The sequence below is a fragment of the Paenibacillus sp. 01T442 genome (genome assembly GCF_056398345.1).
This window is the reverse complement of the sequence record NZ_JBFTPF010000029.1, coordinates 1-13,995: the sequence shown is the minus strand read 5'-3', so window position 1 is coordinate 13,995 and position 13,995 is coordinate 1. Positions and strand designations below refer to the sequence as shown.

Sequence of the window (13,995 nt, the reverse complement as noted above, 5' to 3'; positions counted from 1 at the left end):
ATAATACCCCCCTTTGTTAGAATGATCGTTACGAAGCGATTTACCGTATCCTTTTGGTAATCGCCTTCGTCTTTTGTAGCATAGCATGTAACCTAGCTGTGAAATTTCTTCGATTTCTAGAATTTCTTATAAGATTTTAAGTGAAAAAGCTTCTATTGCAGTACTTTGAGGAGGAGCAACCGCGTTTTAGATGTTGCTTTTATCGCCAATTAGAAAGATGAGACTGTCCCATACGCTTACGTCCTCCCCCGAAAGGGAACTAGGATGTCCTAATTGCGAATAAATAGGCGAAATCATAATCGAAGAGGAACTACAATGCCCTATTTTGCCGAAAAACACGATAAATGACTTCAATTCATCCAATTAGCGCATCTACGTTCCCCTCGAATTCGATTTAAGCCGACTTCAGCTAAATAAGGCATCTAGGATCCCCCCTGCGCAAAAAGGTAAAAAACCTACATGGTTATAGACTGCTGGGCAGCAGTCAGGTACCATGCAGGTTTTCCAAGCAGCAAAGCCTCTCCTATCCATTATACAGGCGGCTGCACCAACAACAACTTCCCAAGCTGGATCACCGTTTGATCGTACCAATCCGGATGCTCCATAACATGCTGCCTGCTTCGCTCGTTGCCGGATGCTTCAAACACAGCCGCTTTGTCTGTCTTCTCGTTATCGATTTCGAAGCGAACCGTATGTCTTCCATTCGGAAGCTCTGGTAAGTAAACAAACTGATTTCGATTATGATCGTTGTAGAGGGTGAACCGGTCGACCAAGAAGGGCTCTCCACCATCCACCGTCACCTTCAATCTACCGGAATCAGGTCCTCCGATATCGAACAGCCCGATGTGCGTGCCTTCGAACTGCACGGTGATCGCCTCTCCAGGATCGACTGCTCGCCATAGGCCGGGGAACAACCAATCGTACTTGCGGGCCAGTTCAAAATCATCGGGCGTCACGTAAGACCATCCTGCCGAAAAATGGGCAAGACCATCCAGCGGCTGCATCGATGCGTACTCCCACGGATTGGACGGGACCAAGGTGGCTTGAGGCAGGTTATGTTCAACGCTTCCCGAACTAACCCCAAGATCACGAATCCGCTCAAATGACCGAGTGATCGTATCCGTATAAATCTGGTGTCCTTCTGGAATGATCGGATGGATCGCATCATGCGTAAAAACAATAGCCCCGGGAATGGACTCTCCTGCCTTTGAAGTGAAAACGAGCTTGCCCTCCGTCACCAATTGACTGACCGCTACGCCCAGATGAATCGAAGGAATACCATAATAGTCGGCTACTTCCTCTTGCATGAGGGCTCCCTTCTGGTATTCCCCAGCCTGAAATCCTACCACGTCTCGCTCTTTCACCGTATAAACGAATAGGATATCGATAAACCGGCTCATCTTACGGATTTGACGGACGATTCCTTCGATCCGCGCCTTCGACTCGGGCACTCCGCCATCGTTACCGACAAACTCAACAAACACGAGATCAGGCTCATGACGAAGCACATCCGTCTCCAAACGGGCACAGCCCAAATCCGAGCCAGTTCCGTCAATGCCTGCATTCACACTGCGGATATCCGCCTCGGGATATTGCTTACGAAGCCAGTCCGCCGTCATGACTCGATATCCTGCAGAACGCGTATTACTGCCGCCAAAATAGACGATTGTCACCGTTTCCCCATTTTCCAACTTCTGAATGACATTAGGTAACCCTCTTCGAGGGAATAATTCCTGCATCACGACTTCACCTGACCTCACTGATCGTTTTAGGAGCAAACAATTTTACAGCAAACACTTCATGATAAGGCGAACCGTAAGTTGCGCTGAAATGAATCCGGATTTGGGTAACACCCTTTGCATCCACCTTATGTTTATTCAACGTGTGATAATTGCCACGGATACTGATTTCATTCTCTGTTCCATCTTCTAAGGTCAAGGTCACATCATAATCTTGGATAAGCGGCTCAATCGGATCATCGAAATGTTCCAAATCCAGCTGTGAGTTGAAAACGAGATGAATTTCATCCAGATGTTTAGGACTTGCAAAGATGAGTTCCAACCACTCCTGTCCTTCTGTACGTTCGGAAATCCAGCCGTTCGGCAGACCATAAGGTCTAGAGTAGCCGTTAACGACATTCTCGGGTTTATACATATTCTGCGATGGCAGTAGGTCCTGAAAGCAAATGCTCTTATTGAATTTCTTTAGCTTAGACGGCTCTTCCGGCCTATAATGGAAGCTGACCGCTCCTGTCAGTTTCTCTTCATTGCCGTATACGGCAAGGCTCTCCGTTCCTTCCAGCACGATGTAAATTTTATCATCTGCCGGCTTCTCTAAGCCCAAGTCCAGCGTAATCCAGTCGTCATGACCCGCTGCAATAGCTAAGCTATAGTCTTTCAACTGACTGGTTGGAATATAGTTTTCCTTCCGATCCCCGCCAAACAACTTCACATGCAGCGTTTCCGAATGCTCGGAACTATTTTTAATTTTGACCCGTACGCTTTCCGCCACAGATGTCTCAATCGGCACAACCAAGCATAACCCTTGCTCCAAGGGAATCGCTTCGGTTGGATGAAGATTGTCATAGCTGCGCTGCGAAGAGGCACGAATCTGTAATCCGTCAGCAAAGTAAGGATCCAATTCCTCTTTCAGCCCTACAATCGTTTGCCCGTCTCGAAGCAGCAACGACTGCAGCTCTCCCATATGCGCTTCGACGAGATCTGCGGGGTCTACTTCATATTTCAGGCATAGCGAAGCGGCCGTTCCAACCGCCTGCCCCATACAACCGCAGGTGGCCATTACCCTTGTCGATCCGAAAGCAACATGGGTAGCACTTATATTGCGACCAGCGAACATGAGGTTAGGTACATTTTGGGAGAACAAACTCCGAAAAGGAATATTGTATAAGCCAGGCACGAAATTCCAGGCTGTAGCCGGTCCCTCATCGTAGATGCCCTTCGCAGCATGTAAGTCCATATACCATCCCCCGACGGATACTGCATCATCGAAATGCGGCTTTTCTGTAAGATCGGTCTGAGACAACATGTGGTTCCCAATAAAGCGCCTTGATTCCCGTTTTCCTGGAATTGGGCAAACATAATCCAAGATGAGATTGTCCACATCATCAAATTCGCCGCTATTTTTGATATAATCCCAAATCCCGTAAACCAATTTCCGCAGTTCCAATGCGATGTCTTCATTATTAGCGATAACATCCATATGCCCGCCGTATTCCAGCCACCACAAGCCGCCGAGTCCGTTGATTTTTCTAGGAAAAGCACGATGGTTCAAACCTTTTTTGATACTTTCAAAAAAGGGCAACTTCGTAATGTCATACGCAAAGCCCGGCCTCCTGTAAGGAACCGAATATTCTACGTTGCGTGCTTGGAAAAGGATCGTGTCTCCCATGGTGTAATGGTCAGCCACTTCTGGAGCCAAGTCTTCCTTGTATTCATGCTTCGCTTCTCTCCCCCATCGGAAGTGAGCACCTGCCTGAAATCCGACAACCCCGTCCCCGGAGCAATCGATGTAGGTTCGGCTTTCAAATCGGTATTTTCTTTCGGAAGCCAGTTGGAGGCCCTCCACCCATTTGATTCTGCCATTCTCCATCCCCGTTTCATGCACGCACGTATTCAGAAATAGAGAAATGTTAGGCTCAGCATAAACCATATCCAACAAGACCGTATCTGAAAGCGAAAGCATAAGCTTTTTGTTATATAACGGATTATAGTGGAAAATCTTCAATTTGAGCTCTTCTATCAATCCGCCCTCACGTGCATAATAGGATGGACTTTTGCCAAGATAGGCCGACCCATTGATATGAACCCTAACCTCGCTGCTGGCATTTCCCCCAAGAACTGGCCGATCATTAATAAGCGACACTTGCAGCCCTTGACGAGCAGCAGCAATCGCAGCGCATAGCCCAGCAATCCCCCCGCCTACGACGGTTACATCTGCTTTAATAAGCTCCATATTGATTACCTCCATGATTAGATACATCTATCATGGTAAGCCTTTTGTTCGCTGTTTATTTACATGATTTCAAGAAAAAATCATATTTTATTTAGATTCATACCGTGTCATTTTGATCCGATATTGCTTAGGTGTGTCACCCGTATATTCTTTAAATAGTTTGCAGAAATATCCTTCATTGACAATGCCTACTTCCTCGCACAATTCCAATAACGAATAATCTTGAACATTTAACAGTTCGAGCGCCAGTTGGATTTTTTTACGGTTGATGTAGCTGATTACACCTTCGTTCATTGTTTTCTTAAATAGGCTGCTAAAATACGATGGCGCTAAGTTTACATCCTCAGCAATCGCCTCCAAGGTTAAACGCTGTTTCAGATTTTTCTCAATAAAGCGCATGGCTCTCATGATTTCTGCCCGATGTAAAAGTTGACCGGCGTGTACATATTGGAATGTGAAGTCACTAATATAGGCAAGTTGCTCTCGAAATGCCATAAATTCTATAGGAAACTCGGCTATATCCGTGGTCGACGTGTTCCCCGATTTAAATTTCATAATGATGTCTCTGTACAAGTCTCGAAGCATAGGTGCCATGATGGACCTATGAATTTTATGATCCGTAGCAAATTGGTTTAACTCAGCAAATTCTTTCTCCAGCTCTTCTTTGGAAACTTGTCTTTGTACCCCTACAAGAAAATCAGCAAGTTTCTGCTGGAATTCCTCTCTTTTGTCATTCCGGTAATGGAACCGATGCGCGGGTGTTTTGACTACTTTTTCTGCATGATAATAGAAATCCTCACTCACATTTTGAGCTTCCGTGTAAGCTTGTCTGATGGATTCCCAACCTCGATGCGGACCGCCAAAAGCTACGGATACCCTTTGATTCAAATACTGCTGTAAATGAGTGACGATCTGACTTCCTAATTCCTGGCAAGCAAATTCCGTATCCATTTCACTGCGATTATGTTCCCACGAAAGAAAGCCAATAAAACGATTATCGGACAGATCTGTAGCTACACCTCTGCCACTATTCATCACCGTTTCTTCGATGACATTCGTAATCGCATATTTCAAAATGTTTTGATCAACCGCTGAATATTCATTTCGGAAACTTTCATACAGATTCATTTCAACAATAAAGCAACAGTAGTTGGCTTGAAAGAACTGGGACTCCATACGATTGGCAAAATTCGATACGCGATGAGAAGGTATTTCGCCTCTAATCAGTTCGTTAAAAAATTGCTTGCGGACCCTGTATTTATTTTCAAGAACGGACACGTTTAAAGATTGAAATTCCTCTTCTTTTTTCTTAACCTCATCCAAAATGCCAGCTGCCTTACCCAAAGCTCGATCCAAATCTGCTTCATTCAAGGGAACCTTAACAATGTACTCCATGACGTTGGCATGGATAGCTCGCTGTGCATATTCAAACGTCGAATAGGCGGTCAGAAGAATGAATTGGGTCTGAGGCAGCTCCAACTTTAACTGCTCAATCATGGCGATCCCATCCATTCGCGGCATTACGATATCGGAGATGACGATGTCCGGTTTGAGCTTTAAAATCTCCTCGATCCCCTTCAGCCCATTATTCGCTTTCCCGATTAAATGGAATCGCGTTTCCTTATGGGAGAGCTCGCTAAAATATAATTCCAAGCGTTGAATGATTAGATCTTCATCGTCAACAATGAAGCAGGTGTAGTCTCTCACCGTCATACATCTCCTTTAAACGAACCTACAGGGAATACAGCGCGAACACATGTCATCTCCTGAGGCGTGCTTATAATTTGGAGCCCGAACTGCTCCCCATAGTGAAGTCTTATTCGACCATGAATATTGTTTAACCCGATTCTTTTCCTTTTTACTTCCAGATCACTCGGGTCTGCGATTAAAATATGCTGTATGCGATCCGCTGGAATGCCTTCGCCTTGATCAATGACTTCGACCATGACGAAGCCGCCCTTCCTGTACGCATGAATCGTAATCGAGCCTTCGATTCCACCGCCGTTATAGCCATGGAAGATACTATTTTCCACAATGGGCTGCAGCAGCATACGAAAAACCGGAAAATCCATTAGCCCCTCTTCGATATGCTCAATCAGATGAAAGTGCCTATTATAACGGATGTTCTGGATCGCGATATAGTCCGATACATTGCGCAACTCCTGACGTAGTGAAACCTTCTCCGAAGCGTCGGCGATCCCGTATTCCAATATGGCAATTAGAGACCCGATGACCACATCTACTTTCTCTATTTGTCCGAGACGTATGACATTGCTGATTGATCCAAGCGTATTATAGAGAAAATGAGGGTTTATTTGAGATTGCAGCACTTGGATTTCCAGTTTCCGCTCCAGTTCATTATGAAGCTCTGCTCGCCGTATCAGTTCCACAATTTGCTGCAGCATACGGTCGAAGGCTAGGGAAAGGTCACCGAATTCATCGTTTCTGTTAATGGTAACTGTCGTTGTCAAATCGCCTTGCTCTACCCGCTTCATTTTTGTTTTGAGTGCATAGAGCGGATTCCTTATATATTTGGCAATAAAGAAGGAAATGAACAAACTTAGTAGCAAGCCTGCAACAAGAAGTCCGAGATAATAGTTTTCCAATCTGGACAACGCAGCTTCCATGCGAGATTCATCATTCATCGAGATGAGGAACCAATTGAATTTCTCCGTCGGTTTCTTCAGAATGGAGACCGGCAAGCCATCTTTGGTATGGAGTTGTAAGCTTGTTCCTGTCGTATCAAGAATTTGTTCTGCCGACATTTCCCCGATTGAAAACGTATGATCTTGAATACTTAGGGGGCCTCTATTTTCCGAAAATCCAGCAATAATTTTACCCGATGTGGTAATCAAAGCTAGATTCATTCGTTCTTTTTTATTAATCTTAAACAAGGTTTCTTCAATCGCATTTAGATCCAAATCTACAGCAATAGCCATAGGAGTCGGAGTGACGTTCAGATATCGCACCATCGTAACGGTCCAACCGGAATACTTCGATTTATAAGGATCACTGACAAATGTAGTTCGTTTGTTCTTGTCGGCCGCATCAAATAAGGGTTTTCTGTCCGATAAAGGTTCATCGAAAATTCGCGTAGTCGTACTTCCGCCTAGAATAGATAAATCACTATTGATCAAGTAAATGTTACTCACGTAATTACTGTTTAGTTCATAGAGCTCTCTTAATTGCTTTTTAATCACTTCCGTATTGGCAATGTTTGCTTTCACCGAAGTCTCGACCGAGAACAAAATCGTCTGGAAGGAAGAAAAGTTAACCGTTAGATACTGGTCAACTTTGTCCAGTATTTGGTTTGTGTAATAAATGTCATTGGTTCTTATTTCCTTCTGTACATAGCGATAGGACAATTGGCTTATCAAGATGATGCAGCTTAATACAAACGCAAATACAATCATAAATAGTTTTATAGGCAAGCTGATTCTTCTTCGCATCGGTCATCTTCCTTTTAAATCTGGATTAAACTAAGCATAGCATAGTATAGGACAACAAAGAGAGGGGCGATTTATCGCCACTCTCTTCGTCGATTACTTAATTAAGCCTGCTTCTTTAAATTGTTTAACTGCTGTATCCTTGTATTTCTGCATGTCGAACTTGGTATCCAATGTTTGGAGGAAATTATCCCAGTTGGTTAGAGGATCTTTACCAGACATAAATTTGACTAAGCTTTCATTAATAAAACGTGTGCGGTCTGCTGCTAAGCTATCACTCGGATCTGCCGTCAACAAGTTACCAGGTAAAGTAAGACCCACATATTTCTGATTGTTCGTGAAAGCTTCTGCTGTCTTCGGATTCTGGAAGCTGAAGTACTCGGCATCATCGCCACGACGCGGCATTCTATAATGATCAACCCATAGGTACTTTTCTTTCACTTCCTTGGATAATTCAGAGTTTTTATTTTTGATCTTGCCGTCTACGACATCCCAATGAATTCCTTTAATTCCGTATGCGAAATTCGGGTAGGCTTCTTTGTCCGTAAACATATATTCCAGCATAGACAGGATCCGAATGATTTTCTCCTTATCCGCTTTCTTGGAAATGGCCCATGAATTGCCTTGGAACGATTTTCTCTCTACGATTTGATCGCCGTATGGCCCTTTCATTGGAGGAATAACGATCCATTCCGGTACTTCTCCGCCGATTTCTTTCATTTTCTGCTGATAATCCGGTTCTAGTCTGCGGGCATCTCTGATCATGAAGCCAACTTTACCTTTAAATAACTTTTGGTCCAACAAATCAGGCGTATTCATCGTCACCCAGTCTGGATCCACAACTTTCGCTGTCATCATTTTATTGATGTAAGCGAGTGCTTCCTTCATTTTAGGATCAATAAATAAGTACACCGGTTTGTTATCTTTCACATCAATGGCGGAGGGAGGATTGACGCCAAACATCCACATCAAGCTATCGAAGCCGTAGGTTTGCAGATTGCCTTCTTTATTCATACCGCCAATGAATCCGTACGTATCATTCTTGCCGTTGCCATCAGGGTCTTTCTCCGTAAAGGCTTTCATCACTTCGAACAACTCGTCAGGGGTTGTCGGCACTTTCATGCCTAGCTTTTTTAACCAATCGTTCCGGATAAAGTAGCTTCGACTGATACCGTTTACATTATCATAACCTGGAACTCCAATCGTTTTGCCCAGATAGGACGTCGCCTCCCAGGAGTCTTTAGCAAAACGCTTCTTCAATTCCGGAAATTGATCCAAGTATGGCGTCAGATCCGCAAGCACACCTTGATCATAATATTGTGCGAGATCGGATCGACTCTTCAAGAAGAGCAAATCGGGAATATCTCCTCCTGCAATCAACGTATTCAGTTTGGTTGTTGCCTGCCCAGCTTGAGGAATCGTCATATCCAAATCGATGTTCATCGCCTTTTCCAACATTTGGCGTTGAATATCTTCTTCACGTGGAGGTATCGGAGCAGCAGCATTGAAAGTCCCTTGGTTAAACATCGAGATTTTCATTTTGGTCGCAAACTTGTTAGCCTCGGTTTGAGGGCTGCTCGAAGCTGCAGGCTTAGCTTCTTCTTGATTCCCACATGCTGACAATAGCGTTCCCAGCCCTACGACAGCAGCCAGAACAGTAAATGTAATCTTTTTACGTTCCATATTGACCTCTCCTTTTGCTTGTATATATATTATCACGGTGTCCCCGTAACAACCTAGGTAAGAATTGCCTTTTAACCTTTAATCGATCCCATAAGCACACCTTTTGTAAAATGCTTTTGCATAAATGGATACACGATTAAGATCGGAACCGTCGTCACGACGACAGCAGCCATTTGCACAGCGAATTTGCTAACCGTTCCGGAATTGGCCATCGATTCAGCGCTTTCTGATGCAATGTTAAGCAGAATGTTGCGCAAGACAACTTGAAGCGGCATTAAGTTCGCATCATTCAAGTAAACAATGGCATCGAAATAACTGTTCCAATGCCCCACGGCGTAAAATAAGGAAATCGTAGCAAGCACAGGCATAGAGAGTGGTAAAATGATCCTCCAAAGCGCTTGAAGTTCACTTGCGCCGTCGACCCTCGCCGATTCCTCGATTTCAGCAGGCAATTGCTCGAAAAAGCCTTTAATAATGACCAGATTAAATGCACTAATGAGATGCGGGATAATCAATACCCACGGACTGTTTAGCAATCCTAGAGAGCGGATTAACAAATATGTCGGAATTAAACCTCCGCTGAACATCATGGTAAACACAATGAATATTAAAAACGTGCTGCGCCCCGGCAAATATTTTTTGGACAACGGATAAGCAGCTAGTACCGTAAAAAGCACATTTAGCGCCGTGCCTACGATCGTTCGAAACAACGTAATTTTATACGCCTGCCCTATACCATGAGAAATGAACACTTCTTTATAGGCTAGGAACGTAAAGGTTTCTGGAATAATCACAATTCCTTTTCTTACTACTTCCGATTCTGGCGTCACTGATACAGCAACGACATATAAAAAGGGAAGTAAGCAAAGTAGGGCTAGTATAATAAGAATAGAATATACGACTACTTGCCATATTTTTTCCCCGACTGTCAAATTAATCATGTATAAAACCACCTCACCAAATTTGCCCATCGAATTTTTTGGCAATCTTGTTCGCAGCCAAAACTAAAGCAAATCCGATGATAGCTTTAAACAATCCCACAGCCGTAGCCAAACCAATCTTCAGACGCTCCAACCCTTCACGGTATACCCATGTGTCGATAATGTCGATTTTCTCTTGGTTAAAACTATTCGCAAACATGAATATCTGGTCAAAACCAGCGTCCAGAATATGACTTAATTTCAGGATCAGCATCAGAATAATGACGCCTCGAATGCCGGGTAATGTGACATGCCATAGCTGTCTCGACTTGGAAGCCCCATCAATTCGAGCTGCTTCATATAAACTTGGATCAATGCCCGCTAATGCGGCAAGGTATAAGATCGCTCCCCAGCCAATATCCTTCCATATTTCAGATAGGATGATCAGCAGTCTACCCCAGGCAGGTTCCGTTAGAAAGGAGATAGGCTGAATCCCATTTTCCTTAAAAATCATGTTAAAAAGGCCATCCCCTGGTGCTAATAACGCCACCATCAGTCCATAAACAATGACCCATGACAGAAAATGGGGCAAATACGTGATCGTTTGCACGATTTTCTTAAACCATTGGGTATACACTTCATTGAGAAGTAAAGCAAGTACGATAGGAGCGGAGAAACCGAACAATAGCTTATACAGCGATATGATAATCGTATTTCTCATAATGTCCCAGAAATAAACGCCATTGATAAAATCTTTGAAATTTTTCAATCCCACCCACGGGCTATCCCATAGTCCCAAGGCGAGGTTATAGTTTTTAAAAGCAATAATGATTCCTGCCATAGGAATATATTTGAATACGGCAAAGTACACTAATGCCGGAAATAAGAGCGCATACATCACTTTATATCTGCTTATCGTTCTTATCCATGAATCCCGCTTTTTCGGGGTGGGAAGGGCGTCCGTTGCCAGTTTTGCTTGCATATCATCACCTCGTCTTTATTTATATTTGTATAATAGCATCCGCCTATCGGATAAATTTCTGTGATTTCTAGAATTTCTTACAAGATATTAAGTAGTCGGTCCATGGAGAATGCCAATACAATTGGCATGAAAAAAACGTCTAACGCCGTCCTTATTGGACGGTAGCGTTTCTCAAGAAATATAGCCAACTTATCTTTCCCAGGCTGGGTAGCTTTTGGGGATTAACTGGTAAAACTAGCCTTTAGGGAGTTTAACTGGATTTTCTACATCTAATTTTGCTCGAAATGTCCAGATTGGCAAAACCGGCCTGAAATAACGGGAGGAAATCCAGTTATTTTGCGAAATGCCGTGATTTCGCTTGAATTAGCTGCAGAAAATCCAGTTATTCGCTTGGCCTTCTCTTACCCATACCCCCAGAAATGAAAAAACGGACAGAGTGAGCGCGACCCTAATCAGGTGCTTTCACTTGTCCTTTGAACTTCTGTAATTGTATTTTTCTCATCTTGAGATTAGTGTCATATCGATCACAATAAACCTCATTTACTTAAGTGGATTTTCCCTAATGACCGAGATTCTAAGTAGTCAAAAAGCAGTGCAAACAGATTTTTAGCTCCATGTATAAAAAAAGGTCCCTTTCGCCCACCCTATGAAGCTCTAGCTCGATTTCGATCGTGAGTCACCACGGTGGCAATCAAGCTCGTAATCCAGAGGAAACGGATTGTCGTACATTCGAGTCCAAGATCTAGTACCTAACTAAACATGAATGAGTGAGTTAGAAAAGAGGCCTTTATGGCCTCTTTTTCTGTTCTACCTTTATTGTAACCAATAATGATAATTATTATCAGTGTTGTGTGGAGAGATTTTCAAGGTCCGCGATGTCTTGTGTCGGCGCCTGACACGCGAAGTTCTGGCACACATACGCTGTGGCCCGCCCTCCAAGCTGCAGCTTGTCTTGCACGAGCGGAGTCAGCTTGCGCACCTCTTCGCCTGCCTCCTCTGGCGGGTGAAGAATCAGCAGCGCATGCTGCACCGCGCGCAGCATGCGCTGCGTCTCGGCCTTCGCCTGATTACTTGCGATCACAATTTCGATGGCTTCGCCATAAGCGAAATTGTGATCGCGGTCAGCGTCAACGCGTGGCTAGGCGGGTACTGACTGACAGCTTATATTTTAACTACCATCTTACTGTTAGTAAAATGATTGCTGATTCAAACTGCTTCCACAACCGAATTAAGAATTAATTTTCCGAAAGCCAGTCGTCAAGAAGCATTCTTGCTACTGCCGCAAGGACTTGAATATCGATTTTGCCACTATTAAAGATATCGGCTGCTTCGATTTCAATCCAGTTGGCATCTGTTGACTTCGTTCCATAATACTTGGAGATGACGGACAGATCATTGATGGTGACACTCGTTTGACCCGGAACTAGCGTAACAATCTTCGTCAGGAATGTTTGCAGTGCCGTATTCACATCTGTTGTCGCCGTGTTCACTTGCGTCTGCGTTGCTGCCGAGCTGCTTAATACTGCGTTAGCGCTTGTTATAGCCGCTTGCAATGCCGTTCTCGCAGCCGCCGGGTATTGACCGATTTTGGTGCCTTCAGTCACTGCATCATGCTTGCTTTGCGCAGCACTAATTGCTTTGCTCAATGCAGATTTATCTACAGTACCAGGATCGGTGTGTACTGAATTATTGAACGTTGTCAACGCCGCATTTAGAGCACTCATTGCATCCGCGACTTCCGTTTGGGTTGATGCTGCGTTATCGCGTACCGCTTTGACGTTGTTAATTACTGATTGTAATATCGCTTTCGATCCGTTCGAATACTGGCCGATATTGTTTCCTTCCGTCGCTGCATCATGCTTGTTCTGCGCGGCAATAATCGCAGCGTTCAATTCCGCTTTATCCACATCTTTAATTTGAATGCTGAGAGATGCTCCGGTAACTGGCGTACCCGAACCCGCGAGGGAAACCATAAAGTCGGATAACGACACCGTTGTTTCCCCTGCTGCAACCCCCGCTTTCGTTTTGGCGTGTATGGTTAACAGATTTCCGATCGTACTTATCGCGGTGTCATTTCCCTCGCTGGCCATAATGATTAGAATCTGGCCTTTATCGGCCTTGATCGCGGTCCCCAACACGTTGAAATGATTTCTTAGTGAGCTCAGGGCACCGTCAGTCAAGGAGAGAGAACCGTTGCTATTGATTACTGTGTCGAACTCCAGCAAGTTCGGATCATAATTCAGAATGACATCGACCGTAGTGAAGCTGGAGACCAAGCTGCTCACGCCAACAGTCAAATCGAATTGCTGTTGCTGATAGACTGCATTCGGACCGATTAATGTAGCTGCAGTTACATTTTCAATTTGTCCGCTGATGGTGATATTCGCTTCTCCTTTAACACCTGAGCTGTCATGGGCTGTCGCGATGACTTTCACCACTCCCTCCTTAACAGCGGTTAACAAGCCTCCAGCACTGATGGTCGCTTTATCCGTTGCCGTTCCGTCCGCGTTGACGACGGACCAAGTGAATGTTTTATCAACGGCATTTGCAGGCCATACATCTGCAGACATTTGCAGTGTGCCGCCTTTCGTCGTTATCGCTGATGCTCCGCCCGCTCCGGATACGTTTATGTTGGCAACTAAATTCGGAGATGCAAATGGTATCGTGCTGCCGTTCAAAGTAAAATTCGTAAATTCCGCAGTTTTTACAGGAATAGCCATATTAAATTTTCTTGTAAAAATGCCTACTTTGGGATTCGTTATCGCCATGTCGAACATATCGGCAACCTGAGTCCACTTTGTACCGTCGCTGCTATAATAGCCCTTGTAAATGGTTCCGGATTTTTCAATTTTCAAGTAGATATCCGCAGGAGCCACTGGGTCATCGTAGTTTTTATCTATTTGAGCGCCATTTTTTATTTGAGAAAATCTAAGCTGTTTGGAAGCACCAGGGTTAGCGCCATTAGCTTGACGCCCAAATGTAATCGCATTGC

The 13,995-nt window shown here is 44.3% G+C and carries 9 protein-coding genes; all 9 read right to left on the bottom strand.

Going from position 1 to position 13,995, the window contains the following annotated elements:
- Positions 1–530: 530 nt before the first annotated feature.
- Complete coding sequence (locus AC1DLM_RS20445) at positions 531–1,739, bottom strand: SGNH/GDSL hydrolase family protein (protein WP_477570991.1); 1,209 nt, start codon at positions 1,737–1,739, stop codon at positions 531–533.
- A 7-nt stretch (positions 1,740–1,746) separates the two neighbouring features.
- A complete protein-coding gene (locus AC1DLM_RS20440) occupies positions 1,747–3,972 on the bottom strand; it encodes an FAD-dependent oxidoreductase (protein ID WP_477570990.1) in 2,226 nt (741 codons plus the stop codon).
- A gap of 87 nt (positions 3,973–4,059) precedes the next feature.
- Positions 4,060–5,685, bottom strand: a complete 1,626-nt coding sequence (locus AC1DLM_RS20435) for a response regulator transcription factor (protein ID WP_441988745.1) — start codon at positions 5,683–5,685, stop codon at positions 4,060–4,062.
- Positions 5,682–7,421 carry a sensor histidine kinase gene (locus tag AC1DLM_RS20430; protein WP_441988744.1) on the bottom strand — a complete coding sequence of 580 codons (1,740 nt, stop codon included), beginning with the start codon at positions 7,419–7,421 and terminating at the stop codon, positions 5,682–5,684. The genes AC1DLM_RS20435 and AC1DLM_RS20430 overlap by 4 nt, the downstream gene beginning before the upstream one ends.
- A 93-nt stretch (positions 7,422–7,514) precedes the next feature.
- Positions 7,515–9,101 (bottom strand): extracellular solute-binding protein, encoded by a 1,587-nt coding sequence (locus tag AC1DLM_RS20425; protein WP_477570989.1) that lies wholly within the window; start codon positions 9,099–9,101, stop codon positions 7,515–7,517.
- Between the two features lie 71 nt (positions 9,102–9,172).
- Positions 9,173–10,042 carry a carbohydrate ABC transporter permease gene (locus AC1DLM_RS20420; RefSeq protein ID WP_477570988.1) on the bottom strand — a complete coding sequence of 290 codons (870 nt, stop codon included), beginning with the start codon at positions 10,040–10,042 and terminating at the stop codon, positions 9,173–9,175.
- Between the two features lie 13 nt (positions 10,043–10,055).
- On the bottom strand, positions 10,056–11,003 hold the full coding sequence (locus AC1DLM_RS20415) for an ABC transporter permease (protein ID WP_171632635.1): 948 nt from the start codon (positions 11,001–11,003) through the stop codon (positions 10,056–10,058).
- A gap of 841 nt (positions 11,004–11,844) precedes the next feature.
- Positions 11,845–12,084: a hypothetical protein gene (locus AC1DLM_RS20410; protein ID WP_441988741.1), complete on the bottom strand. Its 240-nt coding sequence runs from the start codon at positions 12,082–12,084 to the stop codon at positions 11,845–11,847.
- A 154-nt stretch (positions 12,085–12,238) separates the two neighbouring features.
- Positions 12,239–13,995 (bottom strand): Ig-like domain-containing protein (locus AC1DLM_RS20405; RefSeq protein WP_477570987.1); only part of this gene is annotated, 1,757 nt, incomplete at its 5' end.